The following is a 26096-nucleotide window of genomic DNA, read 5'->3' as shown; positions in this document are numbered from 1 at the left end:
CAAAAACTGGGGCGCCCTATTTTTACCGCGCATCGGCCAAGAAGTCATCGTGCACTTTTTAGAAGGCGACCCTGACCGACCTTTGATTATTGGCGCAGTTTATAATGGCAACAACCAACCGCCTTATTCACTGCCAGGCACACAATCTAGAAGCGGCATTCGCACGTCTTCGACTAAAGGCGCTGGGGCGGATGAGCACAACGAATTGTATTTTGAAGATCGGCACGGCAAGGAAGAGATTTATATTCAGGCGCAGAAGGATTTTAATAAATTAGTTAAAAATAATTTGTCAATCACGGTCAAAAACAATCATAACCATTCAACGCAAAATAATTCTACGGTCACAGTAGGTAATGATTACAATCATGCAACAACCAATAACTCCACCGTCAGCGTAGGCAATGATTACAGCCAAAGCACAACCCATAATGCCATGCAATTTATCGGCAATAACTACACGCATACGACAACTAATAACGCTGCCGTCACTGTGGGCAATGACTATAATCAAAGCACCGTCAACAATGCCACTTTTTCCGTAGGCAACAATTACACTCAAAACATCAAAAATATCTCACAGACCATCGCTGGCAGTTCCGCATTAATTAGTGCTTCCGAATCCATCGTACTGCAAGTTGGCAGCACCAGTCTCGTCATTTCACCAAGCGGCGTCATCATCAATACCAAAAGTCTAATGGTCAACAAAGGATAGGAGTCAGTCCCTTATGCAATCCGCTGCCCGCATCACCGACCTGCATGCTTGCGCTGACTCAGGTCCTAACGATGGCGCTACGTTACAAATTATGCAAGGTTCCCCCAACATCCTCATTAACGGATTACCCGCAGCACGCATGGGCGACCCTGTCAGCTGTCGCTTAGCCTCCGGCGCTCCGCCTATTATTGCTGAAGGCTCTTCCACGGTATTTTTTAATGGCAAACCCGCCGCCCGCATGGGTGATAAAATCAGCAACGGCGGCAGCATCAGCTTAGGCTCAAGCAATGTGTTTATTGGTGACGGTGGGGCTATAATTTCCATCGGCGATGGCGTGAATGTCAGTTTTGGCGATGGCTGCATGGTTTATTTAGGCTGCGATCCTCCAAACGATTCATCGAAATCGACTAGACAGAGCGCACTCTCTACTATCTCCAGCAATGCGCAAGCGGTTATGGCTGCTTTGGATGCAGATATAGAAAATATCAGTGCTGCCATCAAAGCTGAATCGGAAGCGCTGTATGTTGAAGAAAAATCTAGTCTGGAAAATTTTGCGGATGAAAATATAAGTGATGAATTGCATGATGCACTTGACCCGCTTGGACCGGTTGGCTCTGAGATTTCCGCATCGGCTGAAGGACTTGAGGAGCTTGGGGCGGCGATTGTTAGTGGGTTAAAATTGCTTAATAGTGCCAAAACTGTTGAGACGGCGGGCAAAGTTACCGCTGGAGGGAAAGCAACTGAGAGTTGCGACGAATGTATAGCTGGTTCAAAATTAACAACTCATGCAAAACAAAGAATGAGTGAACGAAATGTTTCAAATACAGCCATTAAAGATGCTTTGAAAAACCCGCTTAAAGTTAAAGAACCAAAGACAGATTCCTTAGGACGACCTAGCCAAAGATATATTGGCAAAGAAGCAGAGGTTGTGATTAATCCAGAATCCAGGGATATCATTTCAGTAAACCCAACATCAACAAGTAAAGCAATGAAGCTTGGAGGAAAAACATGATGAAAGAAATCGATCTTACAAAAGAAGAATATGATTTTCTATTAAAAAATAATTTTTTAGAAAATGATCTTAGGAGGTTATTGGAAAACATAGAAAGTGGCTATAGATTAAAAATTGACGACCTTAAAGCCGATGAAATTCGAGATCAATGTGGAGAATATTTGCAAATAGTTGGTTTTGACAAAAATTACAATCCGACACCTGAAGGAAAAATTTTAGAAAAATTAATTGATAAATTCTATATCGGGTAAAGTTATGATGACTAATGAAAAATCCGCATCATAGACATGCTACATATGGGGTACCTTGATGAAGTAATTTTTGGACGTGAAGTTTTAAAAAGGTTACCTGAGATTATATAAGAATGGCTGTTACAATCAAATTTTGAAAACGCGCAGCCATAGTTTCAACCTAATTTAAACTAAATAAATACCTCAAATACCCCGCCCGGCCTCTACGAAAAAAAACCTGTCTAAAGCAGGTTTTTTGGGTGTCTCAAAAATCTAGGAGTGTCACTGAAGATACCGTACCACGAGCCCAACACCCTTGTACGTTTGGAAAATGACCGTTCTGCATTAGGCTCTCTGCTCTATGGCAGACCTGCACACAACAGCCCGAGACAAGTTCCTGATCTTCATATTATCGGTTCGGGGATGAATATCCACAACAACACTCTTCTCAATATTAAATATAGTATATTCTATAGAATTTACCAGTAAGAACGGGGAATAAATTGTCTTTTATTGCTTTATTGTAGTTACTGTATATGATGGGGGGATTTTTCGACAACATTTTTTTAGAGACTTCATTATTAATTCTTTAATTTAATATATCTAAATAATCCTGATAAACATACAGTTTATTTCGAGATTTTCCAGTGGTTTCTTTGATAATATTTAAATCTAATAAACATTTTAATAATTTATTCGTTGTCGGTAGTGAAATACTGCATTCTTGAGCTATTTTTTTGGCATAACTGATGGGCGATTTTTGTAAAAACTGATACACCACCCAAGTAGATACAGAAACTTTTCCAGAATTTGTTATTTTTTGCGCATTATATAGCTAGTCATTTTACACTTTCTGCGACCCTGGGAATTCTTGATTGATCTTTAGGATTGGAAGAAATTGAGGGTATACAGCGCCTAGATTGAAAATTTTGTATAGATACCTAATCCAATTCACTCCTCGGCTGACGAGAAAATAAATTTTCAATAGCTGCTTGTACTGGCAAACCCTGATAAAGCACTTCATAGATTTGTTCCGTAATGGGCATTTCTACCTGCAATTGCTGTGCTAGCCGATAAACCGCTTTGAGATTAGACGCCCCCTCTACTACCTGGCCGATTTCTGCTATGGCTTGGTCTTCGGTTTTACCTCTAGCAATTGCTGCGCCAAAACGCCGGTTACGCGATTGGTTGTCAGCACAGGTTAGCATTAAATCGCCAACACCCGCCAGCCCGAGAAATGTCTGTGGTTTGCCGCCAAGGGCAATGCCTAAACGCTGCATTTCTGCTAATCCTCGCGTAACCAGCGCACTTAAAGCATTAATCCCCAACTGCAAACCATCAACCACCCCTGCCGCAATTGCCAAAATATTTTTCACTGCCCCGCACACTTCCACTCCCACGATATCCGAGGTGGTGTAAACGCGAAAATAGCTATTATTCAACCTTGCCGTGAGTGCCTCAGCCCATGCTGAATCCGTTGTAGCAATAGTCACAGCAGTCGGTTTTTTTAATGCCACTTCACGAGCAAAGCTGGGTCCTGAGAGCACTGCCGTGGGTAGTTCTATCCCCAGCGTTTCCTGGGCAATCGTATGCAATAACTGGCCACTTTGTGGATCCAAGCCTTTTGTACCCCATACCAAGCGTGATCCAACAGATAGTTCAGGTTTTAGCCGTTGTAACAGGCCTTGAAATGCATGGCTTGGCACCACAATCAGAATGTCTTGAATCTGGTTTAAAGTGGCAGGTAAATCATCGAAAACTTCCAGATTATCCGGGAATGTAATTTCAGGAAGGTAATAAGCATTGCAGCGTATCTTGCGCATTTGCGCTACTTGTTCAGGGTCATAACTCCAAAGACGTACCTCATAGCCATTTTCAGCCAGCAATACGGCAAGCGCCGTCCCCCAGGAGCCGGCTCCTAAGACGGCAATCGGCGTTGCTTGCTGTTCAGACTGCATGATTACTGGTCACCCGTCGTTTCAGCCGCTTTATTTTCTTGTTGTTTTTGCAACTGCTGATCGTAGAGCACATCAAAATTAATGGGCGTTAAATACAAAGGCGGGAAGCCACCGCGCACTACTAAATCTGAAATAGCTTCACGGATATACGGAAATAAAATATTAGGACAATAACTGCCTAACATGCGATGTAATTGCGCGCCAGAAAATCCTTGGATTTTAAAGATGCCGGCCTGATGCACTTCTGCGAGAAAAGCCATTTTATCTTGGCTTTTGACGGTGGTGGTGATGGAGAGTTTCACTTCATAATGGTCTTCACCCAGGTTTGCGGTGTTGACGTTTAGTTCTACATCGACATTGGGTTGCCAGGGCTCGCGGAATAGCTGCGGAGTATTGGGAGATTCGTAGGAAATATCTTTGGTGTAAATTCTTTGAATATTAAATTCTGTGGCAGTAGCTTCTGATGTAGCATGGCCATTAGGTTGCTCTGGAGTCGTATTATTTTGCTGCATAATGAAGTCCTATTGAAAGTGGAGAGAGTTTTATGGCAGATGCCATCAAACGCTTTTGAATCACCAGGTTAGGAAGGGTTACCGCGAAAACGCTGTGAATACATCATGTACGCTCCGTTGTTTCACCCATGAAACAACGGTTTCGCTTGTGCCCTCCTAACCTGCTGACCCAAAAGCTCACTAAAGTGCTATTTAAAATTTTGTCAATTACATCGCCAGCAATGCATTAAGCTTACCCGCCTTTTCCAACGCCGCCATATCATCAAACCCGCCAATTGGCTGACCATTAATAAATATCTGTGGCACTGTGCGGCGCCCACCGCTCAAGGTAATCATTTCCTGCTGGAATTCAGGGTTCAGGTCAATGCGAATTTCGTGCCAAGTTACATTTTTAGCGCTGAGCAGTTGTTTAGCCCGATCGCAATAGGGACAATTTGCCTTACTGTAAATAATTACTTCAGCTGTCATACAATACTCCTTCAGCTTTTGGTTAAGGGCAAGTTGGCGGCTTTCCATGCCTGCAAACCGCCCGCCATGGAATAGACGCTAGAAAAACCTTGTTTACGTAATTTTGCAGCCATCACCTGCGAATTGTGGCCAGAGTTACAAGTCAGCAGCACCGCTCGATCGCGATATTTTTTCAGTTTATCAAGGCTAGTCATCAAATCCGCCTGGGGGATATGTATCGCATTGACAATATGCCCTGCATCAAACGATTCACGATCGCGGATATCGACGACTCCAGCACGATGGTTATTGATTAATGTAACTGCATCTTGCGGCGATAAGCGATTACCGCCTTGTTTACCACGCAGTTCTTCTATTAATAATAAAATCAGGACTAGGATAAACGCACCGGACAACAGCCAATGGTTAATAATAAAATGAGTGAGTTGTTGAGTCATGGAATCAAATACAGTGAAGTTAGCGAAACAGCTATTGTGCTTGGTTATAAGAGGCTTGTCTAGCCTTGCCTATGAAGGATTTTTTTAAACTCAAAACATCTCCACCGGATCTACATCCAGCGACCAACGCACCTTGCGTCTCATTTTTAAGGTTTCTAATTCTCGCATACATGTTTCAAGCCATTGCTGCAATGCCGGGCGCCCCTGTGCTTGCAGCAACAATAACGCACGGAAATGACCGGCCTTACGTTCCATAGGCGCGGGAATAGGACCTAATATTTTAATGCGCGCATCATTGAAGCGTGTTGCAATAGCACGCACTTCTTGCAAAAAGCGCAATGGAGCCTGCGGGTGTTTCGCTTCAGCGCGCAGCAATGCCAAATAAGAAAACGGCGGCCACGCGGCGCTGCTGCGATCTTGTAACAATAGATTGGCAAATGCTGGAAAACCTTCCATCAATAAGGCTTGCAACAATGGATGTTTAGGATGATGCGTTTGCAGTAACACCTGGCCAGGCTTATTTTCCCGTCCGGCGCGGCCTGCTACTTGGATAATCACCTGACCCATACGTTCACTGGCACGAAAATCCGTACTATAAAGCCCGCCATCCACATCAATAATCCCAACCAAAGTCACATTGGGAAAATGATGCCCTTTGGCCAACATCTGCGTACCTAACAAAATACTCGCAGCGCCCTGATGGATAATCGCCAAAGTTTTTTTCATCGCATCCTTACCCCGCACCGTATCCCGATCAATACGCAACACCGGTGTCGTAGGAAAATGGCGTTTTAACGCTTCCTCCAATCGTTCAGTACCCAAACCAATACCAAACAATTGCGAGTTACTGCATTGAGCGCAGTGACGCGGCATGGGATAAACTTGCGTACAGTGATGGCAAATTAAGCGCGCTGGCCGTTGATGCAACGTCAACCGTGCATCACAGCGTCGACATTCGGCAATCCAACCACAGCTGTGACATAACAATACCGGCGCAAACCCGCGTCGATTTAAAAACAGCAAGACCTGGTTGCCTTGTGCAATATGCTGACTAATCGCTTGCAATAATTGCGCGGACAACCCTTCTTCCAAATATTGATTACGTATATCAATCACATTGAAAATCGGCACCAAAGCATTACCCGCGCGTTCCGGCAAATTTAACCGAACAAAACGTCCAATTCTAGCATTATGCAAGCTTTCCAAAGATGGCGTTGCTGTACCCAGCACCACCGGAACCGCTTCTAAACGCCCACGTACCAATGCCAAATCGCGGGCAGAATAACGAAAGCCTGATTGTTGCTTAAACGAGGCATCGTGTTCTTCATCAATAATAATAATGCCGGGGTTTTGCATAGCGATGAAAATCGCTGAACGCGTGCCAATGATGATGCGAGCTGCGCCAGATTTGGCTTTTAACCAAGCATCCAGGCGTTCGTTGTCAGTTAATCCAGAGTGCAGAGCCACCACTTTTGAAGTAAAACGTCGCTCAAAACGGGCAATGGTTTGTGGTGTTAAGCCTATTTCTGGCACTAATACCAGCGCCTGTTTACCTTGGGCAAGGTAATGAGCGATGGCTTGCAGATACACTTCAGTTTTGCCACTGCCGGTGATGCCTTCTAGCAAGAAGGCTTGAAATCCAATGCTGGCAGTGATGGCTGACAAAGCTTCTTTTTGATAAGTTCCTAATGCTAAAGGTAGCTCGGCAATCTGTTGCTGGTTTTCGGGTGTAATCGTTGCTGGAGGTGCGATAGATTCTGTCGTTTCCACCCAGTTTTTTTGCAATAGGCTTTTGAGTATAGCTGACTGAAACCCAGCCTCTTTAATCTGATTTAAGCTTAAACCTTGCGGATTATCACGTAATAATATCCATAATGCCATTTGGCGGTGACTGCGCTTAAATGAAGTGGCATCGAGCGCTGGGCTATCACTGCTAATACGATAGATCAGGTTAGTTTTTCTCACTTGACTGCGTTCACTACGTAAGCGAACCGGCAATGTTCCTAACACCACTTCACCAATGGGATGGTGATAATAACGCGCTGCCCATTCGCACAGTGCCAATAATGTGGGCGGCAATAACGCCTCGGTATCTAAAATCCAGGTCGCGGGTTTGAGCTTTTCTAGCGGTAAGCAAGGTTTCCGGTCTACTTTCAATAAGATACCCAAAGCTTGCTGCTTGCCAAAGGGCACTTGTACGCGCATACCGGGTTGAAGATTTGCTGCGTCAATGTCATCCGGCAGCAAATAATCGAAACAGTGACGGACCGGTTTATTGATAGCAATATGTAAAATGTGGGGTGAGTTTGGCATGGCTTATCATACCAGAAAGACTTTTGTTTAGTTTTCTTGTTTCGTCGGCTTGCCGTGGTTTAAGATGTGTGCACATTAGGCGAAAGATTTAGCCAATATTTATGAGTCACTGAGTGAGCAAGTAAAAAAGGAACGTCCACATGGAAAAAAAAGCAGAATCTGATACGCCAAAAACTGACCCATCCTACGAAGATCTCGATAAAATTGCCATCAGTTTTCCTGAAAAAAAGGCCTTGTGCAATAGAGTCATCCCCTTGTGTTTAACAGGTTATGCTCTACAGCTGCAACCTTCAGAAAACCCCTTCACCCAAAAAAATCAGGTTTTTACCGATTTGAAACGAATGCGCAACACACATTTATTACTGTTATTCAATGGTAGTCCTATCTCTGATGAAGGTATCAAACAATTTCATCGGTTTGATGAAGCCCTAAGCGATCATCCATCAACCGAAAAAATAAGACTAGAATCGAAACTTGCAGGAACTCGATTACGCATACAAAATTTGAAACAAAAATCTGACCGCGTTGATGAGCTAAAAAAAGCACAACTTGCAGAAAAAGACTTAGTTAAACAAATCGCAGAAATAGCTCGCAAGGCACCCAGCCAAACACAATTTATAGAAGAATGTATGGAACAAGACAAGTATCTATTTGCAGAATTAAAAAAGAAACTCACCCCTCTTGAAACAAACCAAGACATCAATTCTACTCAATTGGTAAAACTATTTTTTATCTGGCACAATCAGCAAATAATATCTTCCAATGGTAGGATACTCCAAGCCTATGCCGCCATGTTTGACAAAGATCAAAACAATATGCCGGTAGTGCAGGATATGTGTCTGTCAAACATTGAATCAAGCTCCACTGGAATAACCTTCACCACAGTAACAGAAAAATTTTCTTATACTGTATTTACAGAAGATTCGAAGAAAACACGTTCAGACATTCAAATCGACCCCATTATCACCACAAGGTTTGATATAACACCTGATACTAAAGCAGCTTTACCCAGCGTTTACACTGATAAAATCGAGTTAGTAAAACATATTTTTATCACTTTTTGCGAAAACCGTTGCCGAGCTCTTGAAACCACACTAAAAGATGCAAAAGATGCAAAATCACCACCCTCTTTTTTACAGAAATTTATTACTTTCTTTAAACCACAACAAACGCCAACAACTCGCTTTTTATATGATGTCTATTCAGAAATGATAACTACGCTGGTCATGGATGACACAGTTTTCGAAAAACATATGCAACAAATGGCGAAATTACCCTGCAGTGATAGCAGGGTAGATTGCTACTTGGCTGCACAATATATAAAAAAACATTCAACGTCTAAATATAAAGATTTGATGAAACAATATGATGAATGTGTAGAATGCTATTTTAAACTAAACTCAGAGCACTTTAATACTCCAAAGCCTAAAGATGCCAAATCAAAAACCCATAATGAGCCACCACTCAAACGACAGCAAGATATTGAAAACACGCTTAAAGAAATGATCCAAAAAATTTCCAGCATAGAGGCGTATAAATTTAAAGATGGCTACCTGGAAAATTTATCAGTTGATGCGCTTTTCCTTATTTACACTGATTATTTAACTAACTATCCAAAAATACTCCATCAAACTCTAGATCAAATAGAATCATTAGAAACGGAAATTACTCAGCTTAAAAAACTCGGAAAATTTATTCCAATTTCCTAACCCAGGCCATTTGACTTCCCCCCAAAAACTCCATACCCTAAACACCATATCTTTCAGGACGAGGTGAAATTGCCCTCCGGCGGTAATCACTACGCGCGAGGACACAAAAAACCCAGCAAAAGAATGCTAAACACAAAGAGGTTAATATGTCAGAGACAGAAGGTAAAGAACTATCCAATAGAAAAAAGCCCAAACAAATACCAGAAGATGACAATCCAACAAAATTTCTCAATCTAGAATATCTCCTTCGAAAACAGCCTACAATTACTTCTGCTATTGAACTTTTGAAAGAATTTATTAAACAGGCGGATGGATTACAGTTCAATTCTCTTGAAGATTTAGATCAAGCTTGGAGCGCTCAACAAAATAACAAGCCATCAGATCAAAAACATCCAATATCCACTGCTCCTGCGACTTCTACATCAGCCGAAACTCCCCGTAAAATCAAAGATGATGCAAAACGAAAAACAAAACCAGCTCCCGCTAAGCAAGGTCCAATTGAAACACTTAGAGAAATTCCAACCTTATTAGCATTGTTTCATGAAGAAATATTTTCACAGCTTGCCTTTGTCCGGGATTTTTCTTTTATTGATCCTCTTCTTTCCACCCTACTTCGCATTCATATCGCTTATTTGCTGCAAATTAAAAAATTTGACCCCATGTCAACAGAAACTGCAATATGCCAATATATTGATAATATTCTTAGTCAATATAATTCCTTGTTCACTACAGCTCATCTAGCAGACCCAGATAAGAAAGATAGTTTAGAATTTACTAATCAAGAACATTTCATATCCTATACAAAACCAGAAATTTATAAAGCAACATGTCTAGTAGCTTCTAATGAAATAGAAAGAATTTCTAAAGCAACAGCGGTCTCATTGCCAGAATTTAATAAACTCTTAGATCAGTTACTTATTAACTGCAACATGTGCAATATTAATATATTAAAAGACTTACAAACCAGATCGCCTATTTTATGTCATTATGCAGATGAACAGGAACAGGCAGCAATGGTAGGAATTAATCGCACCATGTCAGCTCCAATTGATGACATTGTTCTGCATTGGGAGCAAGCATTTTTAAAAGAATGTAAATCGAAAGAAATCTCAATTCCCGTGCCTACAAATCAACATCCAACTTTATTGGAGCGCCTTAAAAGATTTAGCATTTCGGAAATAGTAGTAAAATCAGGACAAGCTTTAGTATTCTACAATACTCTCCTAGCTCTTTTTAATTTAAAAAATATTATATCTACTGCCATTGATTGTCTTGCCCAAATTATTGAACTTGACGTAAACGCACTGAACCAATCATTAACAAAAGGTAATTTAAGTACAAAAGACAGGCCAAATACTAGGATTATGGTTGCGGCTTTCAAAAACGCCATCGCTTTAAATGATAATGATAGCGCTTTTACCTTATTAGATTACATGTTAGAAAGCTATTATTACTTAGCCCAAGAGAAGCGAATGGGAAGTTCAAGTTCAACACTATCTTCAACAACAACTAATACCCATTTGATACAACTAATAGAGGCTTTTAAAAGCATATTTAGATTTGCAAATAATTTGCATCCAACCAATGAGACCGCCCAAGCAATTGTTTCTTTTACAAGACAGCCAACTCAACTTCCAAAGCCATCTAAAACAAGTCTTCTTTCTAGTAGCGATTCCAGCCGCAGTAATTTTAATAACAGTAGCTCTACCAGCAGTAGTCAAACAGAAAAAGAGAAAAAGGAAAGCCAAGCAAAACATACTGAAATAAGTTCTCCTGTTAGTGATAGCAGCAGCAGCGAAACACCCCGCACACTCACATCCTCCCAAAGAGAAGAAGAAAAAGAAAAGAAAAAAGAGCCCCCACTGGAACAACCTGAGAAAGAACCACCCACTAGCAACAATGGCCAACTAACACCAGACGGCCTAAAAAAATTGGCTTATGAATTAAATGGCGAAAATAGACCCCAGGTTGTAAAAGCACTTTTTCATAACGTAGATACACTTACCCTTAAGGACTATCAATCTCATCACATCTCATTTGATCGATTGATACCTCATTTGCAGCGAAGTGGTAAATCATTTAAGATCGATCTATCGGATAATGATTCACGGGATTGGAAGAGGGATTCATTAAGTAAACTACTGAAACAAATTCCAGTAACCGCTTTGAAACTACGCAATACCCCTTATCTGGGCAACCTTGATTGGTTAACGTTTTTACTACCCAACATGCATGACCTAGAAGAATTAGATATCTCCTCTACAAAGATCCAAACGAATTTATATCATCATGCCAGTGCCAGCGAAAAACGCACCCTGGAAGAATTTATAAATGCATTAACTCAACATCGTACATTAAAAAAATTACATATGCAGAATAACCTTTTATGTCCGCCTGCTTTGAAAATTTTATTTGATGCCATCCCAAATCTTAAGTTACAGGTATTTAACATTTACCCCTCTTCTAGGCTCAATGAGTATCCCAGTTGCGCAGAATCATGGAAGATCTTAGCAGAGAAAATAAAAGATAATACAACCCTAGTAGCTATGGACTTGCCAGCATTACCTTGTTCAGGCGTAAGTGAACCATGTGAAAAGATACGACAACAACTAAAAAAGAATCAATTAGCGGAAAGCAAACCGCCTAAAAGCCTATCTCCTCCTGAGGAAAAATCTCCTCAAAAATATATTGAAAATTTTTTTAGCAGCGCCTCTTCAACATCTACTTCAACCTCTGTACCTATACAAAAACTTACGGTTACATCACCACCCTCTATTTCATTAGAAAACACATCAAGCGCCGCAACTGAAAAGGATGAACCGACAAAAGTAGCAACTACTCTCGGCCTAACATCTACCTCTTAACGCTATCGCTATTGACCAGCATTTTCAATCACACCGTGTAAGATATAGCATTATTGAGAAAATTTTATGCCATAGTATTTGATATCTTCTTTTCTAATGGCGAAATTTAATTCATATTTTGTAGCCGGCCCGCTACCTATTTGCTTAAAAACTTCCATTTGGTGAAGATGCTGCAGACGATTAAGGGAAGGCCGCAGGCCTGAGGGGGGATTTAAAAGAGTTTTGGGTGCCTTAATGACAGCTCTTTAAATCCCCCTTGCGGCCTTCGACCCCCTTTTTCAAAGGGGGTAAAGAATATCTACTGCTTATGGCTTAACTTTAAAATTAGTCACATTAACCGCCCTAACTTCGGCAGTATCTCTGGCAATCGTGATTGCTCTCATGCGCATGTCTTCGGTAGGCACACTGCCTGTCAAGGTCACCACACCATCATTGGTGGTCACACTGATTTTGTAAGATTTCATGTCTTTTTCTGCTAACAATCTCGCTTTAACCTTGCTGGTGATGACGGAGTCATCGGTATATTGGCCTACAGGACCTTTATCTTTGGCAACCGCATAGCCGCCTGCTGCAGCACCTCCACCTAATAATACGGCAACACATCCGGTCATGGTTAAAGATAGGAATAGCACTGCTAATAATTTTAAGATGATTTTCATGGAGTTTTTCTCTAAATAATTCGCGGCCTTTTTCCTTCTCCCACAAGGGGAGAAGGAAAAAGGCTAGGGCTAATATGAGGCATCACAATTTCTGCCAATGCTTGTATATGCAGCGGTTGGTCATTCAAAGCCGGAATATAATTTAATTCCAAACCACCTGCTGCTAAAAATATTTCTTTATTTCTTAAGGATATTTCTTCTAAAGTTTCCAAACAATCTGCAGAAAAACCGGGGCAAATCACATCCACGGTTCTGACTCTTTCCCGCGCCAGATTTTTTAATATGACATCGCAGTAAGGTGTAAGCCATTTCTGGCGGCCAAAACGTGACTGGAACACCACCTGCCAGCTATCATCAGCAATATCCAACTGCGCTGCAACCAAACGCGCGGTTTTATGGCACTGCTCAAAATACGGATCACCCTGCTCAACGCTGCGTGCGGGTATACCATGAAAAGAAAATAGCAGCTTCTCACCTTTAGCTTTTTGTTGCCAGCTGTCCTGAATGCGACACACCAAAGCACGTATATAATGCGGATTATCCGCATAATGATTGATTAAATGCAACGCTGGGATAAAACGCCAGGTTCTCAAAATGCGAGAGATACAATCAAAAGTTGAACCGGTAGTTGCTGCAGAATATTGCGGATACAAGGGGAGTGCAATTATTTTTTCAGCACCCTTTTCACGCAGCTGCTCCAAGGCACTTGCAATCGAGGGTGTACCATAACGCATACCCAAAGCGATGTTAGGAAAATCAACGCCACGTTCCTTTAAATTAGCACTCAAACCTTGCACCTGTCGCCTGGCGAAATATAACAACGGTGATCCGTGCTCCGTCCAAATTTTCTTATAAAGCGCAGCAGAATAACGCGACCTCAGCGGTAATATCAAACCATACAACAAAGGCCACCATTGCCAACGTGGCAATTCAACAATGCGGGTATCGCTTAAGAATTCACGCAAGTAATGCCTGACAGCTTTGGGCGTTGGTGCTGCGGGAGTCCCTAAATTAGTTAATAAAATACCGGTAGAGTTTGTGCTATAGGTCATATTACACACCTTGTCCATTGCCAGGCTTTGTTGAATATATGATATGGATCACCTAAGCTTGAGCTCAATTTCTTCAAATTATTCAACAATGCTATGCCATTTTGAAAAAGGGAAAACTGTCGACTAGTTAATGTTCTTAGCCACCTGATTACCAATATAAGCACCACCTAAAGTGCCACCAATAGTGCCGAGCGTACTGCCGCCAGTGAAAGCATTACCCACATAACCACCTGCCACCCCACCACCGACTGTGCCTACATCTTGTTTAGTTATGGTATGACCACACCCAGCACTGATAACGCAAGCAAAAATAATAAAAGCAAAACCTATCAATCTCATATACCTTCCTCAGTGTTTTTAGAATAGTGACTTTAATTTATACAAATGGTTGGCACTATGCAAGCAAGGAAGTGTCAATCTTCATCATAAAGTCGTTTCTTAATCGCAGTTAGCGTCTGTTGGATGGTGTGGATTGAGCGCGGCACAATAAATAATGTGTCATCGCCTGCCACTGTGCCTAAAATACCCAGTTCTGCTGCCTGGCGGTCTAATAACGCCGCGATTAAAGAAGCGGAGCCTGGATTGGTGCGGATGATAATCAGTGTCTCATTGGCAGCAATATCAATAATCAACTGGGCTAATGAGCTTTGCGCAGAGGGTAAAAGCGGCTCGCGCGGCAAGGAATAACTGCTTTCACCCTGTTGATTGGTTACCTTGATGGCGCCTAACCTGCGCAGCAGCCGTGAAATTTTCGACTGATTAATATAAAAACCCTGCTGTTGCAACGCTTGTTTAATTTCCGCCTGGGTGCTGACAGTTCCAGATAATAACAAGGTTTTGAGGGCGTTTAGGAGCTTTTGGGATTGGTTAAAATCAGGTACACGATGCTTAGGGTCATTCATAAAGTTACATACCTCATTTGTGACACAAGGGGGTCAGCAGGAATTGCTATGAATTATGAAGCATATTTGTCTAAAAAATCAAAAACTGGCTTGACATAGGCATAATTCCTATGTGATTTTATGATCCATACTTTACGCGGATTCCTGTGATATGCACCCTAAAATAATCGTTCAAGGATTACATAAATCCTTTAAAGAGCAGCAAATCTTAAAGGGTGTGTCCTTCACAGCGAATACCGGGGATGTCGTCGCCCTGATGGGCAGTAGCGGTTCTGGCAAAAGCACTTTGCTACGCTGCATTAATTTGTTAACAACGCCTGATGCGGGTGTTATACAGATCGATAAACAGATATTAGCATTTGAACCTGATAAACCGCATCCCTTATCACACAAAGAAGTGACAAAATTGCGTATCAAAATTGGCATGGTATTCCAGCAATTTAATCTTTGGGCGCATAAAACTGTGATGGAAAACCTCATTGAAGCGCCAGTGCATGTGTTAAAGCAGCAAAAATATTTAGCCCTGGAGCAAGCTGAAGTTTTACTAGAAAAAGTAGGATTAATAGACAAAAAAAATCAATATCCGGTACAACTGTCCGGTGGACAGCAGCAACGCGCTGCTATCGCCCGTGCTTTAATGATGAAACCAGAAATCATGCTGTTTGATGAGCCGACTTCAGCCTTAGATCCTGAGATGGTAGGTGAGGTGCTGAATGTCATGCAATCTCTGGCAGCCGAAGGCATGACCATGCTAGTTGCGACTCATGAGTTAGGATTTGCCCGCAATGTTGCAGGTCAGGCTATTTTCCTCGATCAAGGAATTATCGTTGAACATGGGGTAGCAAAAGAAATGTTCAAGAATCCTAAAACCAGTCGCTTTGCTAGGTTTTTGGAGGCGGTGCAGCATTGAAATGACTTGAGTATGACAACTATATATTATCCATCCACACCCCAATATTCGGAGACTCCATAGAATGAAAAAACTGCTTCGGCCTTTACTCATAGGTTTATTCTTGTTCAGCAATTTCTCTGCGATAGCTGCCATACCCCAAACAATCAGCTTCGCCACTGAAGCCACCTATCCTCCCTTTGAGTACATTGACGCTAAAGGCAATATGCAAGGCTATGATATCGATCTCGCCAAAGCGTTGTGCGAAGAAATGAAAGTGCAATGCACCTTTAGTAACCAGCCTTTTGACAGCCTTATTCCCAGTTTAAAATTAGGCAAATTCAACGCCTTAATTGGCGCCCTCGGCATTACTGACGCCAGAAAACAACAGGTTGATTTCACTGATCCTTATTTGGCTGCTACTGCCAGCTTTGTTGCACCCGTTGCAAGTCACTTAACACTTTCACCTGATAGCCTGAAAGAAAAAACCATCGGCGTTCAAGGTGGCACAACTTATGAACAATATCTAGCCATTGATTATAAAGATATCGTCAAAATCAAAACCTACACCAGCCTCCAAGATGCCCTGTTAGATTTAAATTCTGGGCGCATTGATGCCGTGCTGGGTGATACCCCTTCCATTACTGACTGGTTACAAAAACACGATACTGACAAAAAATACGCCTTAGTTGGCTCAGCTATTAATAATCCGAAAATGTTCGGCGTTGGCTACGCCATTGCCGTGCAAAAAGGTAATCAAGAATTAGTCGATGCATTTAACGCAGCCCTTAAAAAAATCAAAGAAAATGGTACTTATCAAAAATTGAATGCTACCTATTTCCCTGAGCACTGATGTGATATTTTCGGGTTATTTTCCACAAATCTTATCGGGCGCCTGGGTGACTATCCAGGTCGCCTGCTGCTCACTGGTCTTAGGTTTAATCCTGGGGTTACTTGGCGCTTCCCTAGAATCCTCCAAATGGCGTTGGTTGCGTTATATCGCAACCAGCCTCATTTCCATTATTCGCGGTGTGCCTGAACTTTTGGTGCTGTTTTTTATCTATTTTGGCGGCACTATTCTGCTCACGCAATTGGCTGGGCATTATGTGAATGTCTCAGCTTTTCTTGCTGGAGTTGTTGGGCTCGCACTTATTTTTGGCTCATATGCTTCACAAGTGTTCCGCGGCGCGTTTCTTGCCATACCTATAGGCCAAATTGAAGCGGCACGCGCCTTAGGATTGAATCGATCCCTAATTTTTATTCGTATTCAACTACCGCAAGCTTGGCGGCACGCGTTGCCTGGTTTAAGCAATCTCTGGCTAGTGCTGCTCAAAGATACTGCCCTTGTGTCTTTAATTGGTCTTGCCGATCTGATGAATAAATCCCAAGTGGCTGCTTCCACTACCCATGAGCCATTTGTATTTTTTATGACTGCGGCATTTTTGTATTTAATCATGACCTCGATTTCACAATGGATCATGGGAAAGTTGTCAGCTAATGCGACAAGGCACCTACAGCAATGAATTTACTTGATTATGCTCCAGATTTTTTACATGGTTTAATGGTGACAATCGGCTTGATGGCTTGCGCTTTGGCTTTAGGACTGGTGTTAGCACTGCTCATGACCTTGGCGGCTATCTCCAAATATCCTTTACTGCGGGCGCCGGTGAATGCCTTTGTGTTTTTTATGCGTGGCACACCGCTTTTAGTACAAATATTTCTAATTTACTACGGCAGCGGACAATTCGACTGGCTTAAAGCCTCACCACTTTGGATCTTGCTGCGTGAACCGTTTGCCTGTGCGGTCATCGCTTTTGCTTTGAATACTTCGGCTTATACCACGGTATTACTTAAGGGTGCCATTGCCTCAGTACCAGAAAACGAAGTAGCCGCTGCGGCTGCACTAGGTATGTCAAGGGGGTTAATGCTGCGGCGGATTATTTTTCCACGCGCTATGCGTATGGCGTTACCGGCTTATTCCAATGAAGTTATTATGATGCTAAAGGGTACTTCGCTGGCAAGTACGATTACTTTATTAGATTTAATGGGCGTGACTAATCAAATCATCGCTAAAACTTATGCCACCATGGAATTTTTGTGTATTGCTGGCATTTTGTATTTGTGCCTGAATGTGATTATTGTTGGGTTGTTTAAGATGCTTGAGCGTAGGGCTAATGTGTATTTGCAGCCGAATTAAGGTCTGCTAACATCAAAGGGGGGCGAATAGTTACAGATAATGCTATAATCTTCTTCCACTCTTTTGTTTTTTGAGGAAAAACCATGCATCCCAGTGAATACGATAAAGACTTCTATGCTTGGACTATACATAATGCTGAACTGATACGTCAAAAAAAATTTCAAGAAATTGATGTAGCACATATTGCCGAGGAGCTTGAAAGTATGGGAAAAAGCGAAAAGCGTGAGCTAGCCAGCCGATTAGCAGTACTGATTGCACATTTACTTAAATGGCAACATCAACCAGCACGAAGAGGCAAAAGCTGGAAATTTACCATTAAAGCACAGCGGATTGCTTTACTACGGTTGTTCAATGAAAGTCCGAGTTTAAAATATGAAATAAATGCATTAGCAGACTCATATGAAGAAGCCATTTTATTCACAGCCAGCGAAACCGGTCTTGATGAAAATGCCTTTGCAGATACTTGTCCCTTTAGTTTAGAGGAATGCTTAAACAAAGATTTTTTTCCAACTTAAAGAGCACTTTAATCACTTAATTATTATACTTCGTAGGATCAACCACCCCCGCCTCTGCAAACCCTTTCTTACGCAGCTCACAGCTGTCACATCTGCCACATGCCAAGCCATTTGTATCTGCTTGATAACAGGTGATGGTGGTTGCATAATCGACGCCCAATGTCACACCAAGCTGTATGGTTTCAGCTTTGGAAAGATTGAGAATAGGCGTATGTATTTTGAAGGTTGTGCCTTCTACACCGGTTTTTGTCGCCAAAGTGGCGAGCTTTTGAAATGCGGCAAAATATTCAGGACGGCAATCAGGGTATCCTGAATAATCAACAAAGCTAGCACCAATAAAAATATCTTCAGCCCCTAAAACTTCTGCCCAACCCAAAGCAATGGCTAAAAAAATAGTATTGCGCGCCGGCACATAGGTCACTGGAATGCCACCTGCCGGATTATAATCAGGCACGCTAATGGCAACATCCGTCAATGCCGAACCACCAAATTGACCAATGGGTAAATCAATTATTTTATGATCTTTGACCCCATAGCTCGCTGCAATATTTTTTGCTGCAGTCAATTCTATGTTGTGTTTTTGTGCATAATTGAAGGTTAAGGCATAACATTCAAAGCCTTGCGATTTTGCAATGGCAAGGCATGTGGTGGAATCTAGACCACCTGATAATAAGATGACGGTTTTTTTCATTTTTGACTCTTCATACCCAAAGCGCGATAATATATCCCATTAAAAATCATTAGTAAAAAATTGTGAATACAGACCGCTGCCGTTGCATATTACGCTTGATAATACTCAGTATAACCCTCTGTTATGCCGCCTGCGCCAATGCGAGTATCAATGATCCATTTAATACTGATGCTTTGACTACCAGCAATCCTCAAACTTATTGGCGGGGAACAACTGACCTGACGCTCAATGATATCGCTATTCAAAAAGCCGTGAGCTTATTACCACATAAACCCCTGACCCTGAGCGAAATTACCGATTTTGCCCTACGCAATAATCCCACAACACGTCTGGCCTGGGCACAGGCAAAATTTGCAGCAGCAAGCCTTGGCAATGCTAAAAGTGCTTATTTGCCCCAAATCACCGCCGGTTTAAGCGCCCAATACTCATCCAATCTCTTTTCTAACAACCAAGGCTCAGGGAATACCACTGGACCTAATTTTAGCTTGAGCTATCTTTTATTGGATTTTGGCACTCGCGCCAATACTGTGCGCGCTCAACATTATGCTTTGATTGCTGCTAATTTAAATCAGAACAGCGCCATTCAACAGCTGATTTTTCAAATAGAACAAGCCTACTATCAAGTATTGGGGCAGCAAGCGCTGATTGTAGCTAACCAGCAAAGTGTGGCAGAAGCCAATACCAGCGTCAAAGCATCACAAGCCTTGCGCTCACAAGGTCTGGCTACCGTGGGTGATGTCTATCAAGCACAATCTTCACTCGCTCAAGCGACCTTAAGTTTGGAACAAGCCACAGGAAATTATCAGATCGCCTTGGGGCAGCTTGCAACCGCAATGGGCGTGCCTGCCAATACGCCATTGCAATTGACGCCATTAACCGAAGTTTTGCCTATTCATAAAGTCAGCGACAATATGCAGACTTTAATGGCTAAAGCAACGCATAATCGTCCTGACCTCCTAGCAGCTGCCGCCCAAGTGCGCCAAAGCGAATCACAGCTGACCGCCACCAAAGCTGCCGCTTTACCTGTAGTCTCTTTGAATGCTTCAGCAGGTCCTGTGACCATCGACAATGTTGGCACAACTAACACGTCCATCAGTTTAAACCTCACAGTGCCACTGTTCACCGGATATTCGCAAACCTATCAAGTCAGACAAGCTAAAGCCCAGGTATTGGCATCAGAGGCCGATCGTGACACCTTATACCAACAAGTTAAATTGCAGGTTTGGCAAGCCTATTATGCTTTACAAACTGCCGGTGCTAATGTCAGTAGTAGTGAAGTTTTCTTAAAAAGCAGCCTGCAGGCTAGTAAACAAGCCCGAGGCCAGTATCAGGCTGGGGTAGGGAATATTTTATCGGTGCTCTCTACTCAATCTTCTTTAGCCACTGCACGCGTGCAGAGTATACAGGCGAGATTAAACTGGTATATTGCATTAGCACAACTAGCGCAGGCTATGGGGCAGTTATCATCCTGACTCGCGAATTGAACTCAACTATCAGAAACCTATGAAAAAATCATTTCCAATCCGTCCAGCTATAGTGCTCAGTGTCATTGTGCTGTTATGTATTTACATTTGGCTAAGTACCAAACCCACTGTGCATAATGCGCCTAAAAAAGGCGGCTTTAACAAAACTTTTGTCGTTCAAGTCACCCGCCCGATTATAAAACCGGTACCCGTCACTTTAGACGAAGTAGGAACCGTAGAAGCCGAAGAAACCGTCTCCATCATTCCTCAAGCCAGTGGTATATTAAAAAGCATTCATGTCGCTCAAGGTCAAAATGTACAAGCCGGTGAATTGCTATTTGAAATTGATCCAGCTGTTTATTTAACCGCTGTCGCCCAAGCTAAAGCTAACTTAGAACGTGACCAGGCACAACTGGCTTTATTAAATGCCAATGCCGAACGTTATGCGGCACTGGCAAAACTGGAATACGTCACCCGACAACAATCAGATGAGGCGCAAGCTGCTGCCTCAGCACAAAAAGCTGCCGTGGCAGCTGACCAAGCTCAGCTTAACCAGGCAAATATCCAATTAGGCTATACGCAAATTCGTGCACCCATCTCAGGCAAAGCTGGTGCTATTACTGTACATCAGGGCGATTTAATCAGTGCAAACAATGCCTCTCCACTTTTGGTCATCAATCGCTTAGATCCGGTATTAATCGACTTTAGCATCAGCCAAAACCAATTACCGGATTTACTACATTATCAAAAAGCGGGTACTTTAAAAGTAAAAATTATTAAAGAAAGTGGCTCTGACGTTTTAGGACGTGGAGAATTATCTTTTATCAACAATAACGTCAATCCACAAACCGGCACAGTACAGATAAAAGCCAAAGCACCCAATACTGATTTTGCTTTGTGGCCAGGACAGTTAGTGACAGTACGGTTGTTTTTGACCACAGAACCAAAAGCGCTGGTCATTCCTGAAAATGCTGTGCAACTCGGCCAAAATGGCAATTTTGTGTATTTATTGAAACAGGGTAAAGCGGTGGTACAACCGGTGACGGTTTCACGACAAATTAAACATCAAGCGGTGATTGCTAAGGGGCTGGGCGGGAATGAAGCAGTGATTACTGAAATCCCACCAGGATTAAGTGATGGAACTCTGGTGCAGGTGGCGGATGGTTTGGCCTCGAAAAGCACTGAAAAAACTTGAACTATAAATCCTTTCCTTGTGTGCATACCCAAACACCTGGTATGAGAGGAATATAATGCAGAAGGGTGAAATTTACATTTATTCAATAACATCACCACAAAAACCTCATGAACATTTCTAAACTCTTCATACAACGCCCCGTCATGACACTTGTCTTGACCATCGCGGTCATTGTGTTCGGCTGGTTTGCTTATCAAGCATTACCCATCAGCGAATTACCAGAAATAGACTTCGCCACTATCAGTGTCTCAGCCAGCCTACCTGGCGCTGATCCCGAAACCATGGCCAATGCCGTAGCAACGCCATTGGAAAAACAATTCAGCGCCATTGCTGGGTTAGACTCCATGACTTCCACTAATAGCCAAGGACAAACCTCCATCACCCTGCAATTTGCGCTAGATCGCAATATTGACGCCGCTGCGCAAGATGTCCAGACCGCCATCGCCCAAACTAGCAAATCTTTACCTGCTGATATGACCAATCCCCCAACGATGCGCAAAGTCAATCCTGCCTCTTCACCGATTATTTTTTTAGCATTAACCGGCGACAATATTCCTCTCACGACATTGGATGAATATGCGCAAACCTATATCGCCCAGCGCCTGTCGATGGTCAATGGCGTAGCACAAGTCCAGGTTTTTGGCAGCCAGCAATATGCAGTGCGCATTCATTTGAACCCTAGTGCTATGGCCGCGCGTAATCTGAGTAGCACAGACATCATCGAAGCTATTAAGGCCGCCAACACCAATCAACCCGCTGGCACATTGCGCACACCCGAGCGCACTTATGCCGTAAAAACCTCAAGCCCCTATACCGATGCGATTAGCTTCAACCAGGCCATCATTGGCTTTGTCGGCGGTGCAGCCGTGCGCCTCAAAGATGTCGGTTACGCCGAAGACAGTGTAGCCAACAATCAGGCAGCCGCCTGGTATGATAAACATCGAGCCATTATTTTAGCGATACAGCGCCAACCTGGATCTAATACCGTAGCGGTAGCCGATGCAATACATCAATTACTACCGGAGCTCACGCAAAAACTGCCGGGCGGCGCTAAACTGCATATCGTCTACGACCGCTCTGAATTTATCCGCGCAGCATTAAATGAAATGAAATTTACCCTGATACTGGCTATTGTGTTGGTCGCCGGCATTATTCTCTTATTCCTCGGGCGTATCGCACCGACGATTATCGCCATGTTATCCCTACCGGTTTCCCTGATTGCTACTTTCGGGTTGATGTATGTACTCGGCTACAGTATTGATAATCTGTCCTTGATGGGACTGATATTAGCCGTAGGCTTTATTGTCGACGATGCGATCGTGGTGCTGGAAAATATTGTGCGTTATCTGGAACAAGGTTTTAACCGCATGGAAGCAGCACTCAAAGGCAGTCAGGAAATCTTTTTTACCGTAATTTCTATGACGATTTCTTTAGTTGCGGTTTTTATACCGATTCTGTTTATGGGTGGCTTGCTAGGGCGATTATTTCATGAGTTTGCCGTTGTGGTGGGTATTTCTATTTTGATTTCAGGTATTGTGGCGCTGACTTTAACCCCGATGCTGTGCTCGCGCTTACTACGACAACCTAACGCAGGAAATACCGCTTTAAAACGCGATGAATCTAGCTACAACACGCATTCTTTATTTCCCTGGTTTGAACGTCTGTTTATTCAAAGTAAAAATTTTTATGAACAAAGTCTGCGCTCTGCACTCAATCACAGCAAAGGCATGTTGATTATGACTGGGGTGGTGCTGGTTTTGACCATAGGACTATTCGGCATTGTCTCCAAAGGTTTTATTCCTTCTGAAGATACTGGTTTTATTATGGGCATGACTAAAGTTCCTGTAGGCCTACCCTATTCTGATCTGGTTAAGCGGCAACAAACCGTAGCGGAAGCGGTGAGGGCCACCCCCGGCGTTGAACAGATTATTTCGGTTATAGGCCAGGGTCGCAATGGCGGCAACACCAATGGTGGGCAACTGCATGTCCGCCTTAAACCACCATCTGAACGCGACCTCACCGCGGACGAAATTATTTCACAACTGCGCCGCAGCCTGCAGAAAATTCCCGGCATACAGACATTTTTCCAAAATCCGCCCGCTATACAGGCAGGTCCTGCCGTCAGCAGCAGTAATTATCAATATGTGCTGCAAGGCCATGACTTACAACAATTGCAAACCGCATCCGTGCAATTACAGCAACAAATGGCGCAATTACCTGGCATCCGCGATGTGAACAGTGATTTAGATCTCAGCAATCCTGAAGTCCGAGTAAAAATTCTTTATGACCGTGCAGCTGCCCTTGGTGTCACTGCAGATGCCATTCAAACGGCATTATACGATGCTTATGGCACCCGCCAAATCAGCACCATTTATACGCCTACTGATGAATATCAAGTGATTGCAGATATCGATACCGAGCACCAACGCCATGTCAATTCGCTCAACACTATCTATGCGCGTTCCGGTAATGGCAGTTTAGTACCCTTATCGGCTCTAGTCGAACTAGAACAAGGCACTGGACCGATCAGTGTTAATCATTATGGCCAGTTACCTGCCGTGATGCTGTCTTTCAACCTGGCAACTGGTGCATCACTTGGAGCTGTTACCCAGGAAATTGAGGCACTGGCTAAAACCGTGTTGCCAGCCGGTGTGACTGGAACTTTCGCCGGTTCCGCGCTGGCATTTAAAGATTCACTGCGCACATTACCTTTATTACTGTTGATGACTATTTTTGTGATTTATGTGGTATTGGCGATATTGTATGAGCATTTCATTCACCCAATCACGATTCTTACGGCATTGCCGTTTGCCAGTTTTGGCGCGCTGTTGATGTTGATGTTATTTCATCTGGAGCTAGATATTTTTAGCTTTATCGGCATTATCATGCTGGTGGGTCTGGTTAAAAAGAACGGTATTATGATGGTGGATTTCGCTATCGAAGCACGCCGCACACAAAATTTGAGTGCTTATGATGCCATTGTGCAAGCCTGCCTGACGCGATTTCGTCCGATTATGATGACCACCATGACAGCGATTTTAGCGACGCTGCCGTTGGCAATTGGGCTTGGTACTGGTGGAGAAGCACGAAGACCAATGGGTGTTGCCGTAGTCGGCGGGTTGTTATTTTCGCAAATGTTGACGCTGTATGTGACACCGGTGTTTTATTTGGTGTTGGATAATCTGTCGCGACGTGGAAGAAAAAGGATCCCTGATCGGCAATCTCCTTCTCTCCTTGCAGGAGAAGAAGATTAGGGGTAACTCTGCCCACTCCCCTTCACTGTCATCCTGAGCGTAAGCGAAGGATGACAGTAAAAGGGGATAATTACGATTGGGGTATGAAATTTTCAACAGTGATTGCCCAACGCTCATGGTCACGCCATTCACCATTGATTTTAAGATAATATTTAGAATACCCTTCTTTCTGAAATCCGCTATTTTTTACCAAATGAATTGAACGGTAGTTTTCCGGCTGAATATTGGCTTCCACACGATGTAAATTCATTTCAAAAAAAACTTTTTTTAGAACCAATGCCAGTCCTGCCTGCATATAACCTTTGCCTGTATATTCAGCAACTCCATAGAATCCCAAATACGCACTCTGAAACACACCGCGCACAATTTCATTCAAATTAAACACCCCGACAATATCTCCTGCCTGATCACACACCAAAAAACTTTTTTGATTGTCTTGCCGATAGCGCTGTAAATAATTTTTAAATTCTTCTGACGTTTGCGGTGCTGTTACCCAAGGATAATGCAGTGCTCGGCTATTTTGCATGGCTGTTAGAAACTTATCTTCATCATCACGCTTGGGTTCTTGTATTGAGACTATTGGCTTTTTGATTATCGTCATCATGCGTTCTTTTTATAGGATTTAAACACTTGGTATATTGTGTAACCTGTGTTATACATTAATAAGAGGTGATTTCTAATGTATAAAATAGCAACTATTAATACTCCTATCGAGCCTGAATTAAAACATAAGGCAGAAGCCATATTGCATAAAGTGGGGCTAACTTCAGCCGAAGCCGTCCGCTTATTTTACAAGCAAATTTGTCTTAGAAAAGGCTTGCCTTTTGAGGTAAAGATACCTAACCCAAAAACTTTGAAAGCTATGCGCGATGCTGAAGAGGGAAAAACGCATAAAGTTAAACATATTGATGAGCTATTCAAGGATTTAGAATAATCACATGCTGAATGTAGAATATACAAATCAATTTAAGCGTGACCTTAAGCTCTCCAAACGTCGGCACAAAAATTTAAGTAATCTGCAAGCAATTATGCAGACTATACAACTCGAAAAGAAAATCAATACA

25 protein-coding genes are annotated in these 26096 nt (G+C 42.7%); 14 read left to right on the top strand and 11 right to left on the bottom strand.

Features of this window, described 5'->3' with window-relative positions:
• The 3 genes from VHE99_11190 to VHE99_11180 form a co-directional block, all read left to right on the top strand.
• Positions 1-712, top strand: a 712-nt coding sequence (locus tag VHE99_11190) for a phage baseplate assembly protein V (protein HVV69573.1), incomplete at its 5' end; no start/stop codon positions are given.
• Between the two features lie 13 nt (positions 713-725).
• Positions 726-1724 (top strand): PAAR domain-containing protein, encoded by a 999-nt coding sequence (locus VHE99_11185; GenBank protein HVV69572.1) that lies wholly within the window; start codon positions 726-728, stop codon positions 1722-1724.
• On the top strand, positions 1721-1975 hold the full coding sequence (locus VHE99_11180) for a hypothetical protein (GenBank protein ID HVV69571.1): 255 nt from the start codon (positions 1721-1723) through the stop codon (positions 1973-1975). The genes VHE99_11185 and VHE99_11180 overlap by 4 nt, the downstream gene beginning before the upstream one ends.
• Positions 1976-2895: 920 nt before the next feature.
• On the opposite strand, the gene VHE99_11175 is transcribed toward VHE99_11180, so the two are convergent.
• The 5 genes from VHE99_11175 to VHE99_11155 all read right to left on the bottom strand — a co-directional run bounded on the left by VHE99_11175 (position 2896) and on the right by VHE99_11155 (position 7642).
• Entirely contained in the window at positions 2896-3912 is a 1017-nt protein-coding gene (locus VHE99_11175) for an NAD(P)H-dependent glycerol-3-phosphate dehydrogenase (GenBank protein HVV69570.1), read from the bottom strand.
• 2 nt (positions 3913-3914) lie between these two features.
• Positions 3915-4424 (bottom strand): protein-export chaperone SecB, encoded by a 510-nt coding sequence (gene secB, locus VHE99_11170; protein ID HVV69569.1) that lies wholly within the window; start codon positions 4422-4424, stop codon positions 3915-3917.
• Positions 4425-4631: 207 nt separating this feature from the next.
• Positions 4632-4892 (bottom strand): glutaredoxin 3, encoded by a 261-nt coding sequence (gene grxC, locus VHE99_11165; GenBank protein HVV69568.1) that lies wholly within the window; start codon positions 4890-4892, stop codon positions 4632-4634.
• 11 nt (positions 4893-4903) lie between these two features.
• Positions 4904-5329: a rhodanese-like domain-containing protein gene (locus VHE99_11160; protein ID HVV69567.1), complete on the bottom strand. Its 426-nt coding sequence runs from the start codon at positions 5327-5329 to the stop codon at positions 4904-4906.
• Between the two features lie 90 nt (positions 5330-5419).
• Positions 5420-7642 (bottom strand): primosomal protein N', encoded by a 2223-nt coding sequence (locus VHE99_11155; protein ID HVV69566.1) that lies wholly within the window; start codon positions 7640-7642, stop codon positions 5420-5422.
• Positions 7643-7782: 140 nt separating this feature from the next.
• Between VHE99_11155 and VHE99_11150 the strand changes: the two genes are divergently transcribed.
• Together VHE99_11150 and VHE99_11145 are read left to right on the top strand one after the other, a co-directional pair.
• A complete protein-coding gene (locus VHE99_11150) occupies positions 7783-9351 on the top strand; it encodes a hypothetical protein (GenBank protein ID HVV69565.1) in 1569 nt (522 codons plus the stop codon).
• Positions 9352-9497: 146 nt separating this feature from the next.
• Complete coding sequence (locus VHE99_11145; GenBank protein HVV69564.1) at positions 9498-12215, top strand: hypothetical protein; 2718 nt, start codon at positions 9498-9500, stop codon at positions 12213-12215.
• A gap of 305 nt (positions 12216-12520) precedes the next feature.
• On the opposite strand, the gene VHE99_11140 is transcribed toward VHE99_11145, so the two are convergent.
• The 4 genes from VHE99_11140 to argR all read right to left on the bottom strand — a co-directional run bounded on the left by VHE99_11140 (position 12521) and on the right by argR (position 14828).
• Positions 12521-12874 carry a BON domain-containing protein gene (locus VHE99_11140; GenBank protein HVV69563.1) on the bottom strand — a complete coding sequence of 118 codons (354 nt, stop codon included), beginning with the start codon at positions 12872-12874 and terminating at the stop codon, positions 12521-12523.
• 11 nt (positions 12875-12885) lie between these two features.
• A complete protein-coding gene (hemH, locus tag VHE99_11135) occupies positions 12886-13926 on the bottom strand; it encodes a ferrochelatase (GenBank protein HVV69562.1) in 1041 nt (346 codons plus the stop codon).
• 123 nt (positions 13927-14049) lie between these two features.
• Positions 14050-14265, bottom strand: coding sequence for a glycine zipper 2TM domain-containing protein (locus tag VHE99_11130; GenBank protein HVV69561.1), 216 nt, complete (start codon positions 14263-14265; stop codon positions 14050-14052).
• Between the two features lie 74 nt (positions 14266-14339).
• Positions 14340-14828: an arginine repressor gene (gene argR, locus VHE99_11125; protein HVV69560.1), complete on the bottom strand. Its 489-nt coding sequence runs from the start codon at positions 14826-14828 to the stop codon at positions 14340-14342.
• A 151-nt stretch (positions 14829-14979) separates the two neighbouring features.
• On the opposite strand from argR, the gene VHE99_11120 reads away from it, so the two are divergent.
• The 5 genes from VHE99_11120 to VHE99_11100 all read left to right on the top strand — a co-directional run bounded on the left by VHE99_11120 (position 14980) and on the right by VHE99_11100 (position 18429).
• On the top strand, positions 14980-15738 hold the full coding sequence (locus VHE99_11120; protein ID HVV69559.1) for an amino acid ABC transporter ATP-binding protein: 759 nt from the start codon (positions 14980-14982) through the stop codon (positions 15736-15738).
• 64 nt (positions 15739-15802) lie between these two features.
• A complete protein-coding gene (locus VHE99_11115) occupies positions 15803-16570 on the top strand; it encodes a lysine/arginine/ornithine ABC transporter substrate-binding protein (GenBank protein HVV69558.1) in 768 nt (255 codons plus the stop codon).
• Positions 16545-17240, top strand: a complete 696-nt coding sequence (locus tag VHE99_11110; GenBank protein HVV69557.1) for an ABC transporter permease — start codon at positions 16545-16547, stop codon at positions 17238-17240. The genes VHE99_11115 and VHE99_11110 overlap by 26 nt, the downstream gene beginning before the upstream one ends.
• Positions 17237-17914, top strand: coding sequence for an ABC transporter permease (locus tag VHE99_11105; protein HVV69556.1), 678 nt, complete (start codon positions 17237-17239; stop codon positions 17912-17914). Before VHE99_11110 ends, VHE99_11105 begins: the two co-directional genes overlap by 4 nt.
• An 83-nt stretch (positions 17915-17997) precedes the next feature.
• Entirely contained in the window at positions 17998-18429 is a 432-nt protein-coding gene (locus tag VHE99_11100) for a DUF29 domain-containing protein (GenBank protein HVV69555.1), read from the top strand.
• 16 nt (positions 18430-18445) lie between these two features.
• On the opposite strand, the gene queC is transcribed toward VHE99_11100, so the two are convergent.
• A complete protein-coding gene (gene queC, locus VHE99_11095) occupies positions 18446-19120 on the bottom strand; it encodes a 7-cyano-7-deazaguanine synthase QueC (GenBank protein HVV69554.1) in 675 nt (224 codons plus the stop codon).
• A 95-nt stretch (positions 19121-19215) separates the two neighbouring features.
• Between queC and VHE99_11090 the strand changes: the two genes are divergently transcribed.
• From VHE99_11090 to VHE99_11080, 3 genes are all read left to right on the top strand, one after another.
• Complete coding sequence (locus VHE99_11090; protein ID HVV69553.1) at positions 19216-20592, top strand: TolC family protein; 1377 nt, start codon at positions 19216-19218, stop codon at positions 20590-20592.
• 31 nt (positions 20593-20623) lie between these two features.
• Positions 20624-21778 (top strand): efflux RND transporter periplasmic adaptor subunit, encoded by a 1155-nt coding sequence (locus VHE99_11085; protein HVV69552.1) that lies wholly within the window; start codon positions 20624-20626, stop codon positions 21776-21778.
• 107 nt (positions 21779-21885) lie between these two features.
• Positions 21886-25032 (top strand): efflux RND transporter permease subunit, encoded by a 3147-nt coding sequence (locus tag VHE99_11080; GenBank protein ID HVV69551.1) that lies wholly within the window; start codon positions 21886-21888, stop codon positions 25030-25032.
• A gap of 70 nt (positions 25033-25102) precedes the next feature.
• Here VHE99_11080 and VHE99_11075 read toward each other — a convergent pair whose 3' ends face one another.
• Positions 25103-25636, bottom strand: coding sequence for a GNAT family protein (locus tag VHE99_11075; GenBank protein HVV69550.1), 534 nt, complete (start codon positions 25634-25636; stop codon positions 25103-25105).
• Between the two features lie 75 nt (positions 25637-25711).
• On the opposite strand from VHE99_11075, the gene VHE99_11070 reads away from it, so the two are divergent.
• Positions 25712-25966, top strand: coding sequence for a type II toxin-antitoxin system RelB/DinJ family antitoxin (locus VHE99_11070; protein ID HVV69549.1), 255 nt, complete (start codon positions 25712-25714; stop codon positions 25964-25966).
• Positions 25967-26096 lie beyond the last annotated feature (130 nt).

The organism is Gammaproteobacteria bacterium, from assembly GCA_035546635.1.
In the GTDB taxonomy this organism is placed as follows: domain Bacteria; phylum Pseudomonadota; class Gammaproteobacteria; order JAURND01; family JAURND01; genus DASZWJ01.
The sequence above is the reverse complement of the archived record's forward strand: the minus strand, read 5'-3'. Positions and strand labels throughout refer to the sequence as shown.